The following is a 23,202-nucleotide window of genomic DNA, read 5'->3' on the forward strand; positions in this document are numbered from 1 at the left end:
GGACAATGACCATCCGATAACAGTGCTGATAACCAACAGTGGCAAACGCTCACATCTGTAAAGAGGGATTTGTGCGCAAAGGACCAAGGCCGGCACTGGCGCGCGCGGCGCGGCGATTACAATTGGTCATAACCGATAAGATGTAAAGACAAGCCGCAAGGTGTAAATCTTTGTAGGGGTGACGTTGAGGCTAGTCAAGAAATAGCTTGCCAAGCCTTGCGCGTTGGCGTTATAGTCATTCCACGATATTTACCCAATACCTGTCGAACACGTTCATGACCCACTTCTTCTTTACCGGCTACTTTTACTTTAGCGATTCCAACCCCAAGGCGGTGGAGTAGCGGCCGGTGCACGTAGAAGTAAAAACGAGTTCCCGCAAATCCTGAAAAAACCGCCTGATGAGGCGGTTTTTTTTTACCCCGACATTTTGAATATTTGGAGAACAGCATGCCCCGTACCGACGATCTGCGCATCCGCGAGATGAAGGAATTGGTTCCACCTTCCCACCTGATCCGCGAATTCGCCTGCAGCGAGGCGGCCGAGCACACCGCCGCCAACGCCCGCATCGCGCTGCACCGCATCCTGCACGGCCAGGACGACCGCCTGATGGTGGTCATCGGACCGTGCTCGATCCACGATCCGAAGGCGGCCATGGAATACGCCAAGCGCCTGATCCAGCTGCGCCGCGAACTGGCCGGCGACCTGGAGATCGTCATGCGCGTGTACTTCGAGAAGCCGCGCACCACCGTCGGCTGGAAGGGCATGATCAACGATCCGTACATGGACAGCAGCTTCCGCATCAACGACGGCCTGCGCATGGCGCGCGAACTGTTGCGCGACATCAACGAGCTGGGCCTGCCGGCCGGCACCGAATACCTCGACGTCATCAGTCCGCAATACATCGCCGACCTGATCAGCTGGGGCGCGATCGGCGCCCGCACCACCGAGTCGCAGGTGCACCGCGAGCTGGCGTCCGGCCTGTCCTGTCCGGTCGGCTTCAAGAACGGCACCGACGGCAACGTCAAGATCGCCGTCGAGGCGATCAAGGCCGCCTCGCAACCGCACCATTTCCTGTCGGTCACCAAGGGCGGCCACTCGGCCATCGTCTCGACGTCCGGCAACGAGGATTGCCACATCATCCTGCGCGGCGGCAAGGCGCCCAACTACGACGCCGCCAGCGTGGAGGAGGCCTGCAAGGCGATCGCCGCGCAGGGCCTGGCCGCGCGCCTGATGATCGACGCCTCGCACGCCAACAGCTCGAAGAAGCCGGAGAACCAGGTGCCGGTGTGCGCCGACATCGCCCAACAAGTCGCCGGCGGCGACAGCCGCATCGTCGGCGTGATGGTCGAGTCGCACCTCGTTGCGGGCCGCCAGGATCTGGTGCCGGGGAAAGAACTGACCTACGGCCAGTCGGTGACCGACGGCTGCATCGATTGGGACAGCAGCGTGCAGGTGTTGCAGGGCCTGGCCGCCGCCGTGCGCCAGCGCCGTCTTGCCACTCAGGCAGCGGAAGCTGCTTCGAAGTAAAACTGTAGAAGCTACGCCTCGGCAACACAAACGGCCCCAGTCGCCATATGGGGCCGTTTGTTTTTGCATCTCACTATCAATGCTGTTGTAAGAACCCCGAATCGAGCCCAAGATCGGTTGACACTTAATTCCGTGGCATGTTTTTATACTAACCACGCTAGGTGTCGATGGACACCTTCCTTAACTAAACCAATCGGTACCAATGATGATCGCGATCCGTTGCCACCTTGGCTGCGGGCGTTGGACAGACACGCCAATCGCGGGGAGGATTAGCGGAACGCTGTAATCGGCCATCTACGAGCCGTCGTTGACGCATGCATGGCCGATTACGCTGCGCTAATCCGCCCTACGTGATTTAGACGAGCGCTTCAGTTCGCGGCATTGCCTGGACCGGTGTTTTCCAAAACTATTGCGGAGGTGGGCCATGATGCAGGAAACAGTGTTGTGCCGTTCGTTGCGCTTGATGTTTACAGGGGGCGCGTGTTGCGCGCTCGGCCTGCTGGCCCTGCCGGCGCCGGTCCTCGCGCAGGAGGCGGCGGCCGGCGACCCGGTCATGCCGCGCGTGGAGATCACCGGCTCGTCGATCAAGCGCATCGCCAGGGAGGGGGCGTTGCCGGTGCAGGTGCTCAGCGCGGCCGACATCAAGCAAAGCGGCGCCACCTCGGCAACCGAACTGATCCAGATGCAGCCGTCGATGCAGGGCTTCGTGCCGGCGTCGAGCTCGGTCAACGGCGGCGGCGCCGGCGTCACCACCGCCGCGCTGCACTCGCTGCCGTCGAAGTACACGCTGGTGCTGCTGGACGGCCAACGCATGGCGCCGAGCGCGCTCGGCTCGAGCCAGGGCGGCGGCTACGCGGTCAACATCGAGAGCATCCCGCTCGAGGCGGTCGAACGGGTCGAGATCCTGGCCGACGGCGCCTCGGCGCTGTACGGCTCGGACGCCATCGCCGGCGTGGTCAACTTCATCCTGAAAAAAGACCTGACCAAGGGCGAGATGACCGCCACCTACGGCCAGCCGAAAAAATCCGGCGGCTCGTGGTCGAGCGCCGGCATCACCAAGGGCTGGGGCGACCTGGAGAAGGACCGCTGGAACATCCTGGCCTCGTACAGCCACGAGGAACAAGAACGGCTGACGGCGCTGCAGCGCGACTTCTCGGCGCGCGGCGCCTTCTTCCGCTTCGGCAGCGGCGGGCGCCAGTATTACTTCGACCAGCGCACCGGCAACACCGAGCCGGCCAACATCACCTTCAACGTGCGCCCGCGCGGCTCGGCCGACACGGTCGAGACCAGCGGCGTGGCGATCAATCCCTACCTGGCCGCCAACGGCAATTGCGGCAGTGCGCTGGCCGGGCCGCAGGGCACGCAATGCCGCTTCAACTACGGCGCGACGGTGGAGAACATTCCCGGCTCGCACCGCGACAGCGGCCTGCTCAAAGGCACCTTGAAGCTCAACGATTCGACCACGGTGTGGGGCGAGCTGGTGCTGTCGAGCTATGCGATGATCGCGCAATACGCGCCGTCGGCGCAGCCGATGGGCGTCAACACCACCGACCGCTTCCCGCAGTTGTATTCCCGCTATGTGCAGCCCTACCTGGACGCCAACAACCTGGAAAACCCCAGCGGCGAGGCGACCCTGGGCTACCGCTCGGTGCTGATCGGCGGGCGCGCCGACAAGTACCAGACCGACGCCCGCCACTTCGCCGCCGGCATCGACGGCAACCACTTCGGCTGGACCTGGAACGCCAGCCTAATCCTGTCGAAGACCAAGCTCAAGGATGTGGCCGCCGGCGGCTATTCCGACTACGACAAGCTGGCCGCGCTGGTCGCCTCCGGCGCCTACGATCCGGTGACCGGTATCGGCGCCGAACAGCTGCGCGGCGCGCTGGTCAACGGCACCGTGTTCTCGAAGACCGACTCCAAGCTCGACACCTTGCACGGCGCGGCCCAGCACGACATGTTCAGCCTGCCGGGCGGCATGTCCATCGTCTCGCTGGGCGGCGACTTTTCGAAGACGCGCTACCAGACCGATTACCATCCGACCATCCTGTCCGGCTCCGGCTATTCGACGCAGCCGGCGTCGGCCAACTACCCGGTCGGCGGCAGCTACGGCCAGGTGCCGTTCGACGCCAAGCGCGACAACTGGGGCGTGTTCACCGAGATGCTGCTGCCGGCCACCAAGACGCTGGAGGCGACCGTGGCCGCCCGTTACGACAGCTACGACAAAACCCACAGCGGCTACATCTTCGAGCGGCTGGCCGACGCCAGCGGCCTGCGCCAGCGCCTGCCCGGCGGCGACGTCGGCAACGACTTCAGCAAGGCCACCTACAAGGTCAGCGCGCGCTGGACGCCGGTCGACACGGTGCTGCTGCGCGCCTCCTACGGCACCGGCTTCAAGGCGCCCAACATCAACGACATCGCCGGCTCGCCGACCTTCTTCGGCAGCACGGCCGGCAGCTATTCCTGCCCGTTCCCCGGGTCGCGCGGCTGCCAGGTGGGCTCGGCGCAGTACGACCTGTTGACCGGCCCCAACGGCGCCAGCGGCGCCGACGGATTGCAGCCGGAGAAGTCCAAGCAATGGACCGTCGGCGGGCGGGTCGAGCCGCTGGCCGGCCTGTCGCTGGGGATGGATTTGTGGAACGTGCAGATCCGCAACCAGGTGTTGTCGGCGGGCGTGCCGGAGCAGGTGGGGTTCGCCAATCCGCAGGCGTACCAGCGGCTGTTCGTCAATCCGTATCCGGACCCGGCCGGCTACACCACCATCGGCTACATCCTGGCGCCGATCAATGGCGGCGTGGCCAACTACCGGGGCATCGACTGGGACTTCACCTACCGCCTGCGCTCGCGCATCGGCGACCTGCGGGCGGGCTGGACCGGCACGTATATGCTCAAGCAGAACTACACCACCACGGCCGGCGGCGAGGTGCAGTCGGACCTGGGCCGCTTCGGGCCGGACAACGCGGTGGTGTTCCGCCTGCAGAGTCATTTGAATCTGAGTCTGGTCACGGGCAAGCTGACCAACACCTTGACGGCGCATTACCGCTCGGGCTACCACGACCAGCCGTATCCGATCGACACGGCGATCTTCGCCGTCAATCCGGATGGGAGCATCGGCGATTCGGTGGCGTTCGAGGGCTTGCGCACGGCGTCGTACACGACGTTCGATTGGCAAGGGAAATATGATTTTGGCGCGTTCAGCTTGACGGCAGGGATCAAGAATTTGTTCGACCGCGATCCGCCGTTGACGTTGCAGAACGCCGGGGGCGGCAACCAGCTTGGCTATGACGCGCGCTACAGCGATCCGCGCGGGCGCTCGTTCTACATCACCGGCAATTACCGGTTCTGACGCGGTGTTGGGGGAGCGTGGCGGATTACGCTGCGCTAATCCGCCCTACGTGCCTCCTCGTGACGCGGGCGTAAATGGCCCACGGAGACACGTAGGGCGGATTAGGCGGCACGCCGTAATCCGCCACGCTCCGCCAGCGACGCAAAAAAAGGACTCCGAAGAGTCCTTTTGGTCATTCCACCGTGGGGTTAGAACTTGTAGTTGCCCGTCAGGTAGAAGGTGCGGCCCAGCGGGTCGGTGTAGCGCCCGTCGTAGCCGGACTGGTTGCCGCCGCCGGCGTTGCGCATGGTGAACGGCGGGTCGATGTCGGCCAGGTTCTTGATGCCGGCCGTCAGCGAGAACTGCTTGGTCAGCTGCGCCTTGGTCTGCCAGTCGAACGTGGTGTACGAACTGACGCGGCGCGTCAGCGGCACGTAGCCGCCGAGCGAGCCGTCGGCCAGGATTTCACGCACCACCGAGTTGTCCTCGTTGTATTCCTGGTCGGTGTAGCCCGAATGGTAGTTGGCCGTCAGCGAGTGGATGAACATATTGGTGCGCAGCGACGCGGTCAGCTTCGAGATCACGCGGAACGTGACGTCGGCATACGAGTTGAAGCGGCCGATGTTCTTCTCCACGCCGGTGCCGGGATTGTCCTGCTCGGCCTTTGTCATGAAGGTGCCGGTCCACTGCAGCGCCACCTTGCCCAGCGCGGTGCTGGTGCGGTAGGTGTGGTCCCAGTCGATGCCCTGGTAGTGCGCGGTCGACAGGTTGAACGGCGTGAGCGCCGCCACCAGCACGTCCTGCTTCTGGATCGGGTCGAAGTAGCTGCGCAGCAGGCTGTCGTACACGGTCGGATTCTCGAACACCAGGTTTTCCGACAGCGTGGCGATCTGGTTGGTCAGCTTGACGTCCCAGAAGTCGAAGCCGAGCGACAGGCTGGGGATCGGCTCGAGGCGGAAGCCGAGCGTCGCTTGCTTCGATTCCTCCGGCAGCAGCGCGCCTTCGCCGGTGGCGGCGTTGCCGCCGCTGAGCAGGCCGTATTCGGCCGGGCCGTGGCACAGGCGGAAGCGCGGATCGGTCGGCGAGGTGATCGGGCAGTTATGGAACTGCGACGAGCCGCCGTTGACCAGCGGCTTGACGATGTCGGTCAGCACCGGCGCCTTGAAGCCGGTGCCGTAGGAGGCGCGCACCAGCAGCATGTCGACCGGATTCCAGCGCAGCGCCAGTTTGTAGGTCGCCTTGCTGGCGGTCTTGCCCTGCTTGCCCGAGCCGAGCAGGTTGCCGTCGGTGTCGAAGTTCTTGTCGTTGGTGACGGCGCCGAAATCGTCGTAGCGGGTCGACGCGGTCAGGTCCATGTTTTTGAGCACCGGCAGCAGCAACTCGCCATACGCGCCCCAGTTCTTGCGGCTGGCGTCGACCGGCAGCGCGCCGGAGGTGCCGCCGACGATCGCGTCGTCGAAGTCGGGCTGCTGCTTGTTCGGGCCCTGGTTGTACGGGCTCGGCGCCTCCGAATATTTCTGGCGGGTGAAGTCGGCGCCGACGGCCAGTTGGGCCGCGCCGGCCGGCATCTTGAACAGTTCGGTCGTCACGCTGGCCTGCACCTGGTCGAGCGTCGACTTGGTCGCGCCTAACTCGATGCCCAGCACGGCCGGCGCCAGGATGCCTTGCGAGGTGCCCGGCGGCGCGAACGGATCGAACTGGCCGGATGTGACGAGGGCGTCGAAGGCGTTCAGGCTCATGTAGCCGCCGGCGGCGGTGTCGGTCTGCTTGTTTTCCGAGTGCGTGAACGCGGCGCGGTAATCGAAGCCCTTGACGGCGCCTTCGACGCCGAAGGCGAGGTGCTTGGCGACGGTTTTGTAGTTGTCGGCGCGGCCGCCGGCGTCGACCAGGCGCAGACTCATCGTCGCGCTGTCGACGGTGGCGCCGGCCGGCACGCCGACGCGCGCCAGGTACGGCGCGATCGAGCGCGCGTACAGCGCGCTGTCGAGCGGCACGCCCAACGGCTGGGCCGGCGGCGCGTACTGGGCGGTGTTGGTGAACGACGAACCGAGCGCCTCGGCGAAGAAGTTGGCGCTGTCGTTGATCTTGTAGTTGAGCGAGGCGAACACGCTGTCGCGCTTGATGGCCGGGGTGTTTTGTACGGTGGCGGCGTAGTCGAACTGGCAGCGGGTCGGGCTGATGCGGAACACATTGCTGCCGTTGCAGGCGCCGGTGGCCAGCAGGTTGGGGCTGAACAGCACGCTGCCGGCCGATTGGTCCGGGTTGGTGTACTGGACGGTGGCGGTGCCGGGCATCGAGTTCGAGCTCAACTGGTAGAGGCTGTAGTTCTTGCCGTTCGACGAGAACGGGATCACGCCGCTCTTGGAGAAGTCGCGGTCGCGCGCCCACGAGGCCTTGGTCTCGTCGTGCGAAGCCGACACCAGCACGTTGAAGCCGTCCTTTTCGATGTCGCCCCAGCCCTTGGAGATCGACGCGGTCTGGGTGCGTCCGCCGCGGCTGCGCGGCTGGCTGTAGGAACCCTCGATGATGGCGTCGGTCTGGTTTTTCTTGAGGATGAAGTTGACCACGCCGGCGATCGCGTCCGAGCCGTACAGCGTGTTGGCGCCGTCGGTCAGGATCTCGACGCGCTCGACCGCCGCCAGCGGGATGCTGGCCAGGTTGACGGTGGAGCCGGAGGTGGCCGGCGCCAGGCGGCGCCCGTTGAGCAGCACCAGGGTGTAGCCTTCGCCGATCGAGTGGATCGACGCCGATTGCAGGCCGCCGCCGCCGCCGTTGACCGACATCGACGAGGTGGTGAATCCTTGCATCGACGGCAGGGTGGCGATCAGGTCGGCGACGCTGGCCGCGCCGCTTTGTTCGATCTGCGCCTTCGACAGCGTCTGCACCGGCAGCGCGCCCTCGGCGGTGATGCGTTTGATGCTCGAGCCGGTGATCTCGACGCGCTGGACCGGCGCGTCTTCGGTTTGCGCCACGGCCGCCTGCATGCCCAGCGCCAGGCCTCCGGCGCAAATCAGACGTACCGAACGTGACAGAACTGTTTCAACCATCATTGTGTGACTCCCAATTTAAAACGGCAAACACGGGTGTGAGATGTTGTGTCGGCGGTCTGTCCGCCCCGGAAAGGCCTTTAACGTTCTTTCCATAGTGCTATCAAAGCACCCGGCGCGTTTTGGTGTCAATGCGGCGGCTGGGCACCGTTTGACGTATCGGCGCGATGCGCCGGCGGCCGCGCGCGCGCCAAAGCGGCGCGTCAAAACGCTCTAATTTGGTGGGGCGCGGCCGCGCGTGTCGTGAAAATTGGTTTGCTATCAAAAAAGAAGTGAATATCCGGACCCCACGCCCGCGGGGCGTGCGGGACCTTGTGCGGAGTTCGTCATGGTAAATTTGCCTTGATACGGGCGGTCGCGTTACATTTTTGCCACATCCGCCGCAGCGCGTTGCCGACACCCAATGAAAACGGCCCGGTCGACGTATTGACCGGGCCGTGGGGCGCGCCGCGCGTGGCGGCGGCCGGGCTTGGAACAGGGCAGGGAACCCTGGTTTAGAACCGGTAGGTGCCGGTCAGGTAGAAGGTGCGGCCCAGCGGATCGGCGTAGCGGCCGTCGTAGCCCACCTGGTTGCCGCCGCCCGAGTTGCGCACCGAGAACGGTGGGTTCTCGTCGAGCAGGTTGCGGATGCCGGCGGTGATCGTCAGGTTCTTCACATAGTCGAGCTTGATCTGGTAGTCGGCCGTGGTGTACGAACGCACGTCGCGCTCCATCGCCGCCACGCCGCCGATGCTGCCGTCGGCGTTGACCACGCGCACGGCGGCGTCGTCCTCGCTGATCGGCTTGTCATGGTAGCCGGAACGGTAGTTGACGGTGATCGAGTTGCTCAGCTTGTCCGAAGTCTTGAGCGCGAACACCAGCTTCGACACCACGCGGAACACCACGTCGTCGTAGGAGTTGAAGCGGCCGATCGATTTCTCGAGGCCGACGCCCGGCACGTCCTGCTCGGCCTTGAGCATGTAGGTACCGGTCCAGTTGACGCTGGCGCGGCCGATCGGGGTGTTGCCGCGCAGGGTGCTGTCCCAGTCGATGCCACGGAAGTGCGACGACGCCAGGTTCAGCGGCGAGCGCACGGCCACCAGCACGTTGCTCTTCTGGATAGGGTCGGCGTAGACCGCGATCCATTGGTTGGCCAGCACCGGGTTGGTGAACAGCTGGTCCTGCGAGAAGGTGCGGATCTGGTTCTTCAGCTTGACGTCCCACATGTCCAGGCCGAACGAGATGGCGGTGGTCGGCTCCAGGCGGAAGCCGAGCGTGGCCTGCTTGGACGTTTCCGCCTGCAGCGAGCCGGCGCCGGTGGCCGGGTTGCCGCGGTCGAGCAGGCCGTATTCCGACGAGCCCGGACGGCAGTAGACCGCGCGCGGGTCCGGCGCCTTGACCGGGCAGGCGAAGGCGTTCGACGAGCCGGCGTTCTTGAGCGGGTCGGCGATGTTGTTCATCGTCGGCGCCTTGAAGCCGGTGCCGTAGGAGCCGCGCAGCAGCAGCGACTGGGTCGGCGTGTAGCGCGCGGCCAGCTTGTAGGTGGCCTTGGCGACGTCCTCGCCGACCTTGCCCGACGGCGACGGGTTGCCGCTCGAATCGTAGCTGATGTTTTTCTTGTCGACCGCGTCATAGCTGTCGTAGCGCACGGCGGTGGTCACTTCCAGGCCCTTCATGACCGGCATCAGCAACTCGGCGAAACTACCCCAGTTGTTGCGGCTGGCGTCGAGCGGCTGCGAGCCGGTGCCGCCGCCGATCGTCACGTCGGTCCAGCCCGGATTGCCGGGGCCGGGGCCGATGTTGATGCGCGATGGATTGTCCTTGTAGCTTTGCTTGGTGAAGTCGGCGCCCACGCCCAGCGAGGCCGAACCGCCCGGCAGGGTGAACACTTCACGCGAGGCTTGCGCGCTGACCACGTCGATCTTCGACTTGACCACGCCCAGCTCCTGCTGCAGCACGGCCGGGGCCAGGGTGCTGGCGGCGCCCGGGTTGGAGACGAACGGGTTGTAGGCGCCGGTGCGCACCAGTTCCTCGAACTTGTCGCCGCTCATGTAGCCGGCCACCGCCGTGTCGATCTGCTTGTTCTGCGAGTGGGTGTAGGCCGCGCCCATGTCCCAGCCGGCCAGCGTGGTGTCCACGCCGACCACGAAGTGGGCGGCGTCGGTGCGGTATTCGTCGGTGCGGCCGCCGGCGTCGGCGCCGCGGTAGTACAGCAGCGCGTCGGTGACGTCGTTGGCGTTGATGCCCTGGCCGGCCAGCAGCGGCACGACCGAGCTGTTATACGCGCCCAGGTAGCTGTTGTTGACGGTCTTGACGCCCGACACCGGGTCGGTGCTGAACACGGTCAGCGGCTGCGCGGCCGGCGCGTAGCGCGCGGTGTTGGTGAACTTCGACAGCACCAGTTCGCTGAACATGGTGGTGTCCTTGCCCAGCTTCATGCTGCCGTTGGCGAACACGCTGTCGCGCTTCAACTGCGGCAGCAGCTGCACGGTCGCGGCGTAGTCGAAGCGGCAGGCGCCGCCGCGCGAGAAGGTGTTGGCCTGGGTGCAGCCGCCCTTGTTGAGCAGATCGGTGTTGAGGACGACGTCGTCGTTGGGGGTGATCACTTCGACGTTGGCCGGGGTCGAGTTGATACTGGTCTGCCAGGTCGCGTACTGCTTACCGTTGTTGGTGAACTTTTGCACGCCCGAGTTGCCGAAGCTGCGCTGGTTGGCGTTGAGCGCCTTTTGCTCGTCGTGGCTGTACGACAGCTGGATGTTGTAGCCGTCGGTGTCGAGGTCGCCGAAGCCCTTGGAGATCGAGAAATTGGTGGTGTGGCCGCCCGCTTTTTCCGGCGCGGTCAAGGTGCCGTCGATGATCAGGTCGCGCTGGTTCTTTTTCAGGATGAAGTTGATGACGCCGGCGATGGCGTCCGAGCCGTACAGGGTCGAGGCGCCGTCGGTCAGGATCTCGACGCGCTCGACGGCGGCCAGCGGGATGCTGGCCAGGTTGACGGCGCTGCCGGTGCCGTACGGCGCCATGCGGCGGCCGTTGAGCAGCACCAGCGTGTATTGGGTGCCGAGCGCGTGCACCGAAGCGGTCTGCACGCCGCCGCCGTTGCCGTTGACCGAGGCGGAGGAGGTGATGAAGCCTTGCATCGACGGCAGTTGGGCGACCAGGTCGGCAACGTTGTTGACGCCGCTCTGGTCGATATCGGCGCGGGTCAGCGTCTGTACCGGCAGCGAACCTTCCTTGGCGATGCGTTTGATCGACGAGCCGGTGATTTCCACCCGGGTCATGGTGTCGGTCGACGCATCCGGGGTTTGGGCCACGGCGGCCTGCATGCCCAGGACCAGGCCGCCGGCGCACATCAGACGCACGGAGCGTGCCAATACTGTTTCAACCATCATATGTTGCTCTCCCAATTTTAAAACGCTGAACACTTGTTATCGGCGAGCCGCCGGCGAAGAAAACGCTCTTCATCCGTGCATCAGATCACCCGGCGCGATTTACTGTCAATGTGCAAAGCCGGGTAAAAAAGCACCACTGTGCTTCAATTCAACCCCGGGTCCCGTGCGCCAATCCGGGGAGGAAAGCGCTCTAATTTGGTGCATTGTCGATTGGAATGTGTTGAAAGTTTGATTTGCTTTTAAAAATGAAGCGAATATCCGGCGCCCGCTCCTTTCCACGCAACATGTTTGTGCAAAATTAAGGGCTATGAATATGGATTAATGTTTTTACATGGCGTTACATTTATGCCACAAACCCCGGCCGGACATGAAAAAACCCGGACGCGCCAGTCGGCGGGTCCGGGTCGCCGCCAGCCCCGGGGGGGGCGTGCATAGCACTGACGCTTAGAAGGTGTAGCTGCCGCGCAGGTAGATCGCACGGCCGACCGCGTCGGTGTAGCGCGGATCGTAGCCCTTCTGGAACAAGGTGCCCTGGTTCGAGAACGGCGGGTCCTTGTCGAGCAGGTTCTTGATGCCGGCCGTCAGGCTCACGCCCTTGAAGCCGGTGTAGGTGCCGGACAGGTTCCACAGGCTGTACGACGGCACCTTGTTGAGGAACTCGTCGTCGATGTCCAGGTTCTGGTCGGTGTAGCCGGACTTGAACGACTGCGCCAACGTCGCGGCCCACACGCCCTGGCGCCAGTTCAGCGCGGCGTTGTGCTTCCAGCGGAACACCGGATTGTTGGCGGCGTAGCGGCCGACGTTCTGGGTGTATGGACCGCCGCGTTCGTCCTGGTACTCATACTTGTGGACGTAGGTGCCGTCGACCGTCAACGTGAAGGTGCCGTACGGGGTGGAACCGGAACGCATCGTCAGGCTGACGTCGAGGCCGTCGGTGTTGACCTTGCCCAGGTTTTCCTTCAAGTCCAGAATCGCGAACGGCGAGCCGTCCGGATTGCGCAGGAAGCGGTCCTGGTACTTGGCGTAGTCGCCGTAGATGGCTTCCTCCGGCAGCGCGTTGATCTTGTCCTTGAGCTTGATGTTCCAGTAGTCGACCGACAAGGTCGCTTGCGGGATAGGCTCGATCACCACGCCGAAGGCGAAGGTTTTCGATTTTTCCGGGCTCAGGTTCTGGTTGCCGCCCTGCAGTTTGAACTGTTGCAGGTCGCAGTCGCGCAGCGGGTTGGCGATCGGGTTGTTCGCCAGCACGCCGCCCGGGCACAGGATCGGGTCGTTGTACGAGTTGTTGGTGTCGTTCTTCGACTGCGGCGCGTTTTTCTCGAACAGGGTCGGGGCGCGGAAGCCGGTCGAGGCCGAACCGCGCAGCACGATTTGCTTGGTCGGTTGGTAGCGCACGCCCAGTTTCGGGTTGGTGGTGTTGCCGACGTCGCTGTAGTCGTCGAAACGGGCGGCCAGCTGCACTTCCAGGTCCTGGATCAGCGGCAGGTTGACTTCGCCGAACACGGCCTTGATGGTGCGCGCGCCGGAGGTCGACTGCGAGCCGGACAGGCCCGAGCTGGTCGCCTGGCCGGCGATGTCGCGGTTGACGGTGAAGTCGGCCTCTTCGCGGCGCAGTTCGCCGCCGATGGCCACCGCCAGCTTGCCGCCCGGCAGGTCCATCAGCTCGCGGCTGGCCTTGGCGTCGATGCCGGTGTTGCGCGTCTTGCCTTTTTGGACCTGGCCGCGCAGCGCGGTGCTGTCGAGATAGGCCTTGCCGGCGGCGTCCTGCTTGCCGAACGGATTGAGGATGCCGTTGGCGACGCCGGCGGCGAAGCTCTCGTCGCGCACATAGCCGCCGGTGAAGTATTCGGCCGAACGGCTTTCCGACAGGTTGAAGCCGGTTTTGTAGTCCCAGCCGGCCAGCAAGCCTTCGACCGAGAACACCAGGCGATCGGCCGCGCCCTTGGAATTGATTTCACGCTGGCCGGCTTCGGTCGGACGCCAGTTGACCGACAGCGGCTGCCCGGACAGGCCCGGCATGGCCGGCACGCCGCCCGAGTTGCCCGGGTAGTATTTGCTGGTGGTCGGCAGCAGCAGGCCGGTCTGCGGCGGCGGCGCCGTGTGCGAGACGACGTCGTTTTCCGAGTGCAGGTACTCGATCGAGGCCAGGTGGTCGTTGTTGAGCTTGAAGGTGGCCTTGCCGAAGAAGGCGGTTTGCTTCTGCTCGGGCAGGTCGTCGATCTGGCGCGTGTAATCCTGGCGGCAGGTGCCGTTGCTGGCGCGCGGCACCGACAGCGGCGCGTCGCAGCCGGTGGCGAAGCCGGGGTTGCCGGTGACGCTGGAACCCGGGTCGAAATAGTTGCCGGGGAAGGTGGTGCCGGAGGTCAGGTCCAGGCCACGGGACGGAATCACGCCGGTCTTGGAGAACTCGCGCTGCTGCGACGTCAGGATGTCGATCTTGTGGTGGTCGAACACGCCGAAGACGTTGTAGCCGTCTTTTTCCAGGTCGCCGAAGCCGCTGGAGATGTTGACGCGCTTCTCGTCGGCGCCGGGCGCGCGCGGCAGCACCGCCTCGGCCGTGATGGTGGTGGCGTTGACCGAGCGTTTGGTGATGAAGTTGATCACGCCGCCGATGGCGTCGGTGCCGTAGATGGCCGAGGCGCCGTCGCGCAGCACTTCGACGCGTTCGAGGGCCGAGACCGGAATGATGTTGAGGTCGACGCTGGCGCCGTCGTACGGATGGTTGGCGATGCGCCGGCCGTTGAGCAGCACCAGGGTTTTATCGCCGCCCAGGCCGCGCAAGTCGGCGCTGGCCGCGCCGCCGGTCGGCAGGCCGCTGCTGTTGCCGCCCACGACGTTGCCGGCGCCGAAGCTCGAACTGTTCGACGGGATGCGGTCCAACACTTCCTGGGCCGTGGTCAGGCCTTGCTTGACGAAGTCGTCGGCCTTGAACACGGACAGCGGGTTGGCCGTCTCCGACACCAGGCGCTTGATCGAGGAGCCCGTTACTTCGACGCGCTGCATCGGCTGGTCGGCGGTTTGCGCCAGCGCTTGACCGACCGGCGCGATCAGTCCCAGGCCCAGCAGGCCGCCGGCGCAGACGAGGCGTACGGATCGTGCCAATGTTGTTTCAACCATCATTCTGTTGTTCTCCCAATTCTTTTATGTCGACGGCCACGCGGTGGCCGGTGTTTTTTGTCGGCAGATGCCAGTGGGAAAAACGTGACGTTTTCCCCGTTCCCCATCAGATCACCACGCGATATCGCCTGTCAACGTAGAAAGTTTTGCGTATCCCGTTAAAACGCCGGATTTCATGCGAGCAGGGCCAGCGCCAATTTGGCGCCAAAAAACGTTCTAATTTGGTGCGGAGGGGGAAACGGTGCTGCGAAACATAGACGAATTGGCAAAAAAGAAGCGAATGTATTGGGCGGTGTCGTTGCGGCGCCACAGCATGGTGCACGACCGGAAGTCATAATTTTCTGACAGGAAAGATACTCGGCGTTACATTTTTGCGACAAAAAAAGGGCGGCGCCGCAGCGCCGCCCCTCGGGGTCACTTCAACCGGCCGTCAGGCGGTTAGAAGAACTTGTAGCTCGCGCCGACCTTCATGTAGCGGCCGATGGCGCCGGAAGCGTCCATCGGGTTGTAGCTCATGCCGCCGTAGGTCTGTGGATCCAGCGGCGCGACCTTGTCGAGCACGTTGTTCATCGACGCGAACAGGGTCAGCTGCTTGTTGACCGCGTAGCGGGTCGACAGGTCCAGGGTGGTGAACGAGGAGATCTCGCACTTGGCGTTTGGCGCGTTGGCGCCGCCCACCAGCGTGTTGGCGCACAACGAGGCGGCGTCGGCCGTGTTGCGCATTTTTTCACGGTAGTTGACGTTGCCCGTCACGTTCAGGTTGCCCAGATCCCACGAAGCCATCAGGTTGATCTTGTTCTTCGGGGTGCCGGCGCAGTTCGACGTGTCGCAGTTGCCGTGGGTGCCGGCGTATTGGTAGGTCTTGGTGGCCGACTCGGCGCGCAGCCACGAGGCCACGTGGGTCCAGGTCAGGCCGACGACCGCGCGGCCGTAGGCGCCCAGGCGCAAGCGTTGCTTGACGTCCAGGTCGACGCCGCTGACCTTGGTGTAGCTCGAGTTGCGGTACGGCGCCTGCGTCAGCACCAGGGTGCCGGTGTTCGGGATGGCGGCGCCGTTGACGATCAGGTTGTTGTCGTTACGCACGGCCGTTGGCAGCGCGGCGGCCTGGTCGTATGGCAGCGAGTTGATCTCGTTGCTGCGCTTGATGGTCCAGCCGTCGAGCGACAGGCTGGTGCCGTCCAGCGGATCCCAGACCAGGCCCAGGGTCTTGCCTTTGGACTCTTCCGGCTTGAGGTTCGGATCGCCGACCTTGACGGCGGCCACGGTCAGGGCGCAGTCGGTCGCGGTGGCGCCGCCGGCGGCCGGCACGCCGCCCGGGCAACGGACCGGATCGCGCACCGGCGCCGAGCCGGTCGATTGCGAGGTGGCGTTGCCTTCGGCCGCGCCCGGTGCGCGGAAGCCTTCGGTGTAGGTGCCGCGCAGCGCGAAGCTCTTGACCGGGGTCCACTTGATGCCGGCCTTCGGCGTCGACGAGCTGAAGTTGTCGTATTTGTCGTAACGCATGGCGGCCGACAGTTCGACCGTCTTGATCACCGGCGCCAGGATCTCGGCGTAGATCGCCTTGACCTTGGTGTCGCCGAAGGCGGCCACGTAGCTCGAGTTGATGGTGCCGTCTTCCGAGCCCGACAGCGACGGGTTCGACAGTTGTTCCTTGCGGTATTCGCCGCCGATGGCCAGGCCCATGTTGCCGCCTGGCAGGGCGAACAGTTCACGCGACGCCTTGAAGTCGATGATGTCGAGCTTGGTGGTCGACTTCGACGTGGCGTTCACGCGCAGCGCCGCGTACAGCGAGGCCGGGTTGCGGGAGGCCTGGTCGCCGATGTAGTACGGGAAGTACTGCGAGGTCGGGTCGCCCAGCGCCGAGCGCAGCACCCTCATGTTGAGCATGTTGGTGTATTCCAGGTCCAGGGTCGACTCGGAATGGGTGTAGCCGGTGTCGTAGTCCCAGCCCATGGCCGAGCCCTTGACGCCGATGACGGCGCGGGTGAACTCGTTGTTGGCGTGGCGGGTGCTCGGGCCGACGTCGAACGCCGAGTAGCGCAGGCGGGTGGCCACGCCGTACGGGTTTTGCGGGTGGGTCGCGCCCAGCAGCGCGATGTTGCCGTAGTTGATGAAGCCCAGCGGGTTGGCCGCGTTCGGCGGGAAGGCCACGGTCGGCGTGACCGACGGCGGGGTCAAGGTGAACGAGGTGTTGCGCTTGGAGTAGCCGGCTTCGGCGTAGGCCTGGGTGTCGTCGTTGATCTGCCAGGTGCCGCGGGTGTACAGGTTGGTCGATTCGATCTGCGGCTGCATGTCGCGGAATTGGTCCTGGTGCCACAGGCAACCGCCGCCGGAGCCGGTCTGGTCCTTGGTGGCCGACAGGGTCGAGCAGCCCGGCAGCGAAACGTAGTTGTTGTTGGCCGGGTTGCGGATCGAGCCGGTCGGGCTGGCGCTGGCGGTGTTGACGCCGGAGATGTAGCCGGCCGCGAACTGGGTGCCGACCGGGTAGCCGTACGGACGCAGGTCCGACTTGCCGATCCAGGCGCGGTCCTTGCGGTCGCTGTTTTTGATGCTGTCGGACTGGAAGTACTCGGCGTTGAAGACGACGTTGTACTTGTCGCTGTCGAGGTTGCCCTTGCCGTAGGTCAGCGAGGCCTTGTTCTGCTTGCCGTCGTCGTAGCGCGACCAGCCGGTGTCGCCCTTGATCGTCAGGCCTTCGACGTCCTTGCGCAGGATGATGTTGACCACGCCGGCGATGGCGTCGGCGCCGTAGGTCGACGAAGCGCCGTCCTTGAGGATCTCGATGCGTTCGACGATCTGCATCGGAATGGTCGACAGGTCGGTGAAGCTTTTCTGGCCGTCGTCGGCGCGCGCGAACGGCGCCATGCGGCGGCCGTTGAGCAGCACCAGGGTCGAGGTGGCGCCCAGGCCGCGCAGCGAGATCGCCGTCGAGCCGGCCGCGAAGCCGTTGCCGAAGCCGGTCGGCAGGGAGCCGGCGCCGTCGGCGGTCAGCGTTTGCAGGTATTCGGACACGGTGCCCTTGCCCGATTTCAGCAAATCCTCGCTGGTGATCACTTGCACCGGCGACGCCGTCTCGGCGGTCGCGCGCTTGATGCTCGAACCGGTGATCTCAACGCGCTGGATCGGCGCGTCGGTCGTTTGCGCCATGGCCGGCGCGGACATCAAACCGGCGGCGGCGATACCACCCGAGAAAATAAGGCGTACTGAACGGGACAATACTGTTTCCATCATCATGCTGACACTCTCCAACTGAACTGGGACTACCCTGAAATGAGCCGCCGGCCATGCGGCCGATCGCGACATGTCGGCGCTCTCGTGCGAGAAATTTTCTTTCCTCTATTATTTATAAGAGCATCGGGCTTGCCGGGGTGTCAACGTGGCCTATTGGCATCAAAATTGTTTCGCCGGCCCTTCCCGCTGCTGCGTCGCATCGCCTCCAAAGTGATAGTCGGTATCGAAAATGCGCCAATTCGCAGCTAAGTTCGACTAACCCACGCTAAGTATTTGGTTTTTAGCTAACAATGAAAACGTTAATAAAATTCCGGGAAGGATGGTTTTTGCCGGAAATTAAACTGTAACAAACCTGTCATGTGTTACTTTTAGACGACAGAATGCGGATTTCCAATTGAATGTTTGTTCAGTCGAGGCTGCTTATAATTCGGTCGGACAGCGGCTGTCGCGGCCACCGATACTTACCGCCGCCGCCCGGCGTAGTCAGCGGCTGCCGGATCGGGTATAACTGCCCGGATGGAAAATTGGATTGCGTAACGTCGGCATGGGGAGAGGCGCGGGATGGGGGCTTTTGTGGTGCGCCGCGTATGGCAGATGCTGCCGACGATGCTGGGCGTGGTGTTGCTGGTGTTTATGCTGTTTAACTGGGTCGGCGGCGATCCGGCCTATCTATTGGCCGGCAAGATGGCCAACGCCGAGGCCATCGCCAACATCCGCCACCAGCTCGGGGTCGACCAGTCCTACCCGATGCAACTGTGGATTTTCATCCGGCAGATCGTCACCTTCGATTTCGGCCTGAGCTGGGCGACCGGCGAGCCGGTGTCGCACATCATCGCCACGCGGCTGGGGCCGTCGCTGACGGTGCTCATTCCCCTGACGTTGCTGGAAACCCTGATCGGCATCGCGCTGGCGCTGGCGGTCGCCTTCGTGCGCGGCTCGCTGACCGACCGCGCGGTGATGATCGCCTGCACCGTCGGCATGTCGATCAGCATCCTGGTGTACATCATCGTGTTGCAGTACGGCCTGGCGTACAAGCTCGGGCTGTTCCCGGTGCAGGGCTGGGGCCAGGGCTTGCGCGAGAACCTGCTGCGCTACGCGGCGTTGCCGATCCTGATCGGACTGGCGGTGTCGATCGCCCCGACCTTGCGGCTGTACCGCAGCTTCGTGCTCGACGAGGTCGGCCAGGATTATGTGCGCACGGCGCGCGCCAAGGGGCTGGGCGAGCGGCGCGTGATGTGGGTGCACGTGCTGCGCAACGCCGCCATTCCCATCGTCACGCATGTGATGGCCAGCCTGCCGGCGTTGCTGATCGGCGCCTTCCTGCTGGAGCGCTTCTTCGGCATCCCCGGCATAGGACGCGAGGTGATCCTCGCGGTCGAGCGCAGCGACTTTCCTGTCATTAAGGCCATCACCGTGTACGTGGCGGTGGCGACCATGGTGTTCAACCTGCTGACGGATTTGATGTACCAGGCGCTCGATCCCCGGGTGAAGCTCGCATGACGGCCGCGATCCTGGCGGGACCGCCGGCCGGACTGTGGACCCTGGCGTGGCGGCGGCTGCGCGCGGACCGTGTGGCGATGCTGTCGCTGGCGGTGGTGGCGGCGTTCCTGCTGATGCTGGTGTTGTCTGCCGGCGGCCTGATCGCCGCCGACTGGGAGGACGAGGTCGGCGTCAATTACGCGCCACCGGGCTTTGTCGGCGCCAAGGTTGCCGGCGTGGCCGCCGCGCCCGCCGCGGAGCAACGGGCCGCGTTGCCGGACAATCCCTTCGATCCGCTGGCCGACGACATCCGCGTATTGAAGGCGCAACTGGCCGCGCGCGCCCAGGCGGCGCCGCAGGGCGAGGCCGCCGGCCGCCGCGCCACCTTGCCGTTCGGCGGCGATAAATGGGGACACGACATCATCAAGAAAACCATCAAGGGCGGCGAGACGTCGATCGTGGTCGGCCTGGCGGCGGCCGCGCTGGCGGTCGGCATCGGCACTTTGTTCGGCGCGCTGTCGGGCTACTGGGGCGGCGTGGTGGACGACGTCTTCAACTGGTTCTACAGCATCTTCACCGCCATCCCGTCGGTGCTGATGATACTGGCGGTGGCCGCCGTGCTGCAGCAGCGCGGCGTGGCCACCATCGTGCTGATCCTCGGGCTGACCGGCTGGACCGGTCCGTACCGGCTGATCCGCGCCGAGTACATCAAGCACAAGGGGCGCGAATACGTGCTGGCCGCCGACGCCATCGGCGCCTCGCACTGGCGCAAGATGTTTTCGCACATTTTCCCTAATGTCAGCCATGTGGCGCTGGTGCAGCTGTCGATCCTGGTGGTCGGCTTTATCAAGGCCGAGGTCATTCTGAGCTTCCTGGGCTTCGGCGTGCCGGTCGGCGTGGTGTCGTGGGGCAGCATGCTGAACGAGGCGCAAAATGAATTGATCCTCGGTCGATGGTGGCAACTGACGGCCGCAGCCATCGCCATGGCCTTGCTGGTGACGGCGTTCTCGCTGCTGACCGACGCGCTGCGCGACGCCCTCGATCCGAAGGTGAAATGATGGCCGACGATATCCTTCTCGATGTGCGCGCGTTGCGGATCGGCTTCCGGGTCGACCGCCACACCACGGTCGAAGCCGTCAAGGGCGTGTCGTTCACCGTGCCGCGCAACGGCACGGTGGCGCTGGTGGGCGAGTCGGGCAGCGGCAAGTCGGTCAGCTCGCTGGCGGTGATGGGACTGCTAGCGCCGGACACCACCGTCATCGGGCCGGCCAGCAGCATCCGCTTCGACGGCCGCGAGTTGCTGTCGCTGCCGGCGGCGCAGCGGCGGGCGCTGTGCGGCAAGGAGATCGCGATGATCTTCCAGGAGCCGATGTCGTCGCTCAATCCGGTGTTCACGGTGGGGGCGCAGATCGGCGAGGTGCTGCGCCTGCATCTGGGCATGGGGCGGGCGCAGGCGCGCCGCCGCACGCTGGCGTTGCTCGACGAGGTGGGCATACCCGATCCGGCGGTGAAAATCGACGCCTATCCCGGCCAGCTGTCCGGCGGCCAGCAACAGCGCGTGATGATCGCCATGGCGATCGCCTGCGAACCGAAACTGCTGATCGCCGACGAGCCGACCACGGCGCTCGACGTGACGATCCAGAAGCAGATCATGGAGCTGATCGCCAATTTGCAGAAGCGCCGCGCGATGGCGGTGTTGCTGATCACGCACGACCTGGGGCTGGTGGCGGAGATCGCCGACCAGGTGGTCGTCATGCGCCATGGCGAGGTGCGCGAGGCCGGCGCGGCGCGGCAGGTGCTGGATGAACCGGCGGACGCCTATACGAAGGCGCTGTTGCATTGCCGGCCGAGGCTGGACCAGCGGCCCTGGCGTTTGCCGGTGATCGCCGATTATATGAAGGAGGCCGAGGCCGGCGAGCGCCAGCGCGTTGATGGCGGCGACATCGCCGAGGGGCAGGGCGTCACTTTATTGCATCCGCTCGAGCGCGAGCGCGGCTACCGGCCGGACGATGAGCCGGTGCTGGTGGTGAACAATCTGAGCAAAAGCTTTTATCTGCGCGAGGGCTGGTTCGGCAAGCGCGAGTTCAAGGCGGTCGACAATGTGTCGTTCACCCTGGCGCGCGGCAGGACCTTGGGCGTGGTGGGGGAATCCGGCTCCGGCAAGACGACGGTCGGCCTGACCTTGCTGCGGCTGCACCAGGCGACCGGCGGCAGCGCCATGTTCGAGGGGCGCGACTTGCTGTCCATGACGGCGCGCGAGTTCCAGGCCTACAAGCGGCGCATCCAGATCATTTTCCAGAATCCGTACGCGTCGCTGAACCCGCGCTTTACCGTCGGCCAGATATTGCTGGAGCCGATGCGCATCCACCGCATCGGCGCCGACGACCGCGAGCGGACCGCCGCCGCCTATGCGTTGCTGGAGAAGGTCGGCATGCCGGCATCCGCGTTCCAGCGCTATCCGCACGAATTTTCCGGCGGCCAGCGGCAACGGATCGCCATCGCGCGCTGCCTGACGCTGAAGCCGGAGATACTGGTGTGCGACGAGTCGGTGTCGGCGCTGGATGTGTCGGTGCAGGCCCAGGTGCTCAACCTGTTGCAGGACCTGCAAGACGAGTTCGGGCTGTCGTACATCTTTATCTCGCATGACCTGTCGGTGGTGAAATATATCGCCGACCAGGTGATGGTGATGCGGCAGGGCGCGGTGGTGGAGATGGCCGGTTCCGACGAGCTGTATCGCGATCCCAAGCACCCCTACACGCGGACCTTGCTGGCGTCCATCGCCGGGCGGGCGTGAGGGGCCGCCGAGGGCGCGCGCAGGGAACGGTTAAGCGATTTTTAAGTTAAGATATACGGATGCCGAATTTAATCCAACTACTGCAAGAATATGGCGTACTGATCGTGTTTGCGATCGTGCTGATCGAGCAGATCGGCATGCCGATTCCTGCTTACCCGATCCTGATCGTCGCCGGCGCCTTGTCCGTCGATGGCGACTTCAGCTGGCCCGCCGTGCTGGCGGCGGCCATCTGCGCCTGCTTGATCAGCGACGGTTTCTGGTTCCGCATGGGGCGCTTCTACGGCAAGCGCATCCTCAAGCTGCTGTGCAGGATTTCGCTCTCCCCCGATTATTGCGTCAGCCAGACCGAGGACAGCTTTACCAAGTGGGGGCCGAAGATGCTGATCGTGGCCAAGTTCATTCCCGGTTTTAACACCATCGCCTCGCCGCTGGCCGGGGCCATGGGCACGCGCTATCAGGTTTTTCTCGGCTATAGCGTGCTGGGTGGGGCATTGTGGAGCGGCACCGGCATCGCGATCGGCGCGTTCTTCCATGCCAGTATCGATTCGGTGTTGACCACCTTGAGCGATCTGGGCTCGACGGCGCTGATGGTGTTGGCGGCGCTGCTGGCGCTGTTTGTCGCGTATAAGTATGTGGAGCGCAAGCGTTTCCGGCAGTCGGTGCAGATCGACCGGGTGACGGTGGACGATTTCAAGCAGTTGCTGGAGGAGGGCCATGAGCCGGTGCTGGTCGATGCGCGCAGCGTGACGGCGCAGATGCTGGAGCCGGCGATTCCGGGCGCGTTGTTGTTCAAGGGCGGCGAGCCGAGCACGGAGATCATCGCGCTTGATAAGCGCCGGCATATTGTTGTGTATTGCAGTTGCCCCAACGATGTGACGGCGGCGCAGGTGGCCAAGGAGTTGAAGGCGCACGGGTTCACGCTGGCGCGGCCGTTGCATGGCGGCCTCGATGCGTGGAACGCGCGGTTCGGCACGCGCGAGCCGGCGGCCAACGAAACGATCGATACGGCGCCGGCGGCGTAGCCGGACAATGTATCGGCGGATCGCGGCCGATTACGGCGTGCCGCCTGATCCGCCCTACGTGTCTCGGTGGTGTCTCGGGGTACGCCTAACTGTGGGTACACGTGTTCCACGTAGGGCGGATTAGCGCAGCGTAATCCGCCATGAGGCGCCAACGACGCAACCCGACGGCGCGCCGCGCCGGGTAGTCATACTACTCAAACTAAATTCTGAAAAGTAATTTCCTGTGGCAAACGATACTTAACTGTACTAAAACTACAAACTCCGCTTGCCTGGAATAGTGAAAATACCTTAAGCT

General features: G+C 64.5%; 11 protein-coding genes. 6 read left to right on the plus strand and 5 right to left on the minus strand.

Going from position 1 to position 23,202, the window contains the following annotated elements; translation table 11 throughout:
* Positions 1-194: 194 nt before the first annotated feature.
* Complete coding sequence (locus AC07P1_RS12525; RefSeq protein WP_494696120.1) at positions 195-449, minus strand: hypothetical protein; 255 nt, start codon at positions 447-449, stop codon at positions 195-197.
* Between AC07P1_RS12525 and aroG the strand changes: the two genes are divergently transcribed.
* Entirely contained in the window at positions 448-1,527 is a 1,080-nt protein-coding gene (gene aroG, locus AC07P1_RS12530) for a 3-deoxy-7-phosphoheptulonate synthase AroG (RefSeq protein WP_494696121.1), read from the plus strand. The genes AC07P1_RS12525 and aroG overlap by 2 nt on opposite strands.
* A 424-nt stretch (positions 1,528-1,951) precedes the next feature.
* Complete coding sequence (locus AC07P1_RS12535) at positions 1,952-4,870, plus strand: TonB-dependent receptor domain-containing protein (protein ID WP_494696122.1); 2,919 nt, start codon at positions 1,952-1,954, stop codon at positions 4,868-4,870.
* Positions 4,871-5,058: 188 nt separating this feature from the next.
* Here AC07P1_RS12535 and AC07P1_RS12540 read toward each other — a convergent pair whose 3' ends face one another.
* From AC07P1_RS12540 to AC07P1_RS12555, 4 genes are all read right to left on the minus strand, one after another.
* Positions 5,059-7,899: a TonB-dependent receptor domain-containing protein gene (locus tag AC07P1_RS12540; protein ID WP_494696123.1), complete on the minus strand. Its 2,841-nt coding sequence runs from the start codon at positions 7,897-7,899 to the stop codon at positions 5,059-5,061.
* Positions 7,900-8,390: 491 nt separating this feature from the next.
* Positions 8,391-11,264 carry a TonB-dependent receptor domain-containing protein gene (locus AC07P1_RS12545; RefSeq protein WP_494696124.1) on the minus strand — a complete coding sequence of 958 codons (2,874 nt, stop codon included), beginning with the start codon at positions 11,262-11,264 and terminating at the stop codon, positions 8,391-8,393.
* Between the two features lie 444 nt (positions 11,265-11,708).
* Positions 11,709-14,381 (minus strand): TonB-dependent receptor, encoded by a 2,673-nt coding sequence (locus AC07P1_RS12550; protein WP_494696461.1) that lies wholly within the window; start codon positions 14,379-14,381, stop codon positions 11,709-11,711.
* Positions 14,382-14,819: 438 nt separating this feature from the next.
* Positions 14,820-17,597 carry a TonB-dependent receptor gene (locus tag AC07P1_RS12555; protein ID WP_494696125.1) on the minus strand — a complete coding sequence of 926 codons (2,778 nt, stop codon included), beginning with the start codon at positions 17,595-17,597 and terminating at the stop codon, positions 14,820-14,822.
* 576 nt (positions 17,598-18,173) lie between these two features.
* Between AC07P1_RS12555 and AC07P1_RS12560 the strand changes: the two genes are divergently transcribed.
* The 4 genes from AC07P1_RS12560 to AC07P1_RS12575 are packed head-to-tail and all read left to right on the plus strand — an operon-like array spanning position 18,174 to position 22,907.
* A complete protein-coding gene (locus tag AC07P1_RS12560; protein ID WP_494696126.1) occupies positions 18,174-19,112 on the plus strand; it encodes an ABC transporter permease in 939 nt (312 codons plus the stop codon).
* Positions 19,109-20,149, plus strand: a complete 1,041-nt coding sequence (locus tag AC07P1_RS12565) for an ABC transporter permease (RefSeq protein ID WP_494696127.1) — start codon at positions 19,109-19,111, stop codon at positions 20,147-20,149. Before AC07P1_RS12560 ends, AC07P1_RS12565 begins: the two co-directional genes overlap by 4 nt.
* A complete protein-coding gene (locus tag AC07P1_RS12570; RefSeq protein ID WP_494696128.1) occupies positions 20,146-21,885 on the plus strand; it encodes an ABC transporter ATP-binding protein in 1,740 nt (579 codons plus the stop codon). The genes AC07P1_RS12565 and AC07P1_RS12570 overlap by 4 nt, the downstream gene beginning before the upstream one ends.
* 59 nt (positions 21,886-21,944) lie before the next feature.
* Entirely contained in the window at positions 21,945-22,907 is a 963-nt protein-coding gene (locus tag AC07P1_RS12575; protein ID WP_494696129.1) for a VTT domain-containing protein, read from the plus strand.
* The last annotated feature ends 295 nt before the right edge of the window (positions 22,908-23,202 follow it).

Source organism: Duganella sp. GW821-FHT07F09 (assembly GCF_059418705.1).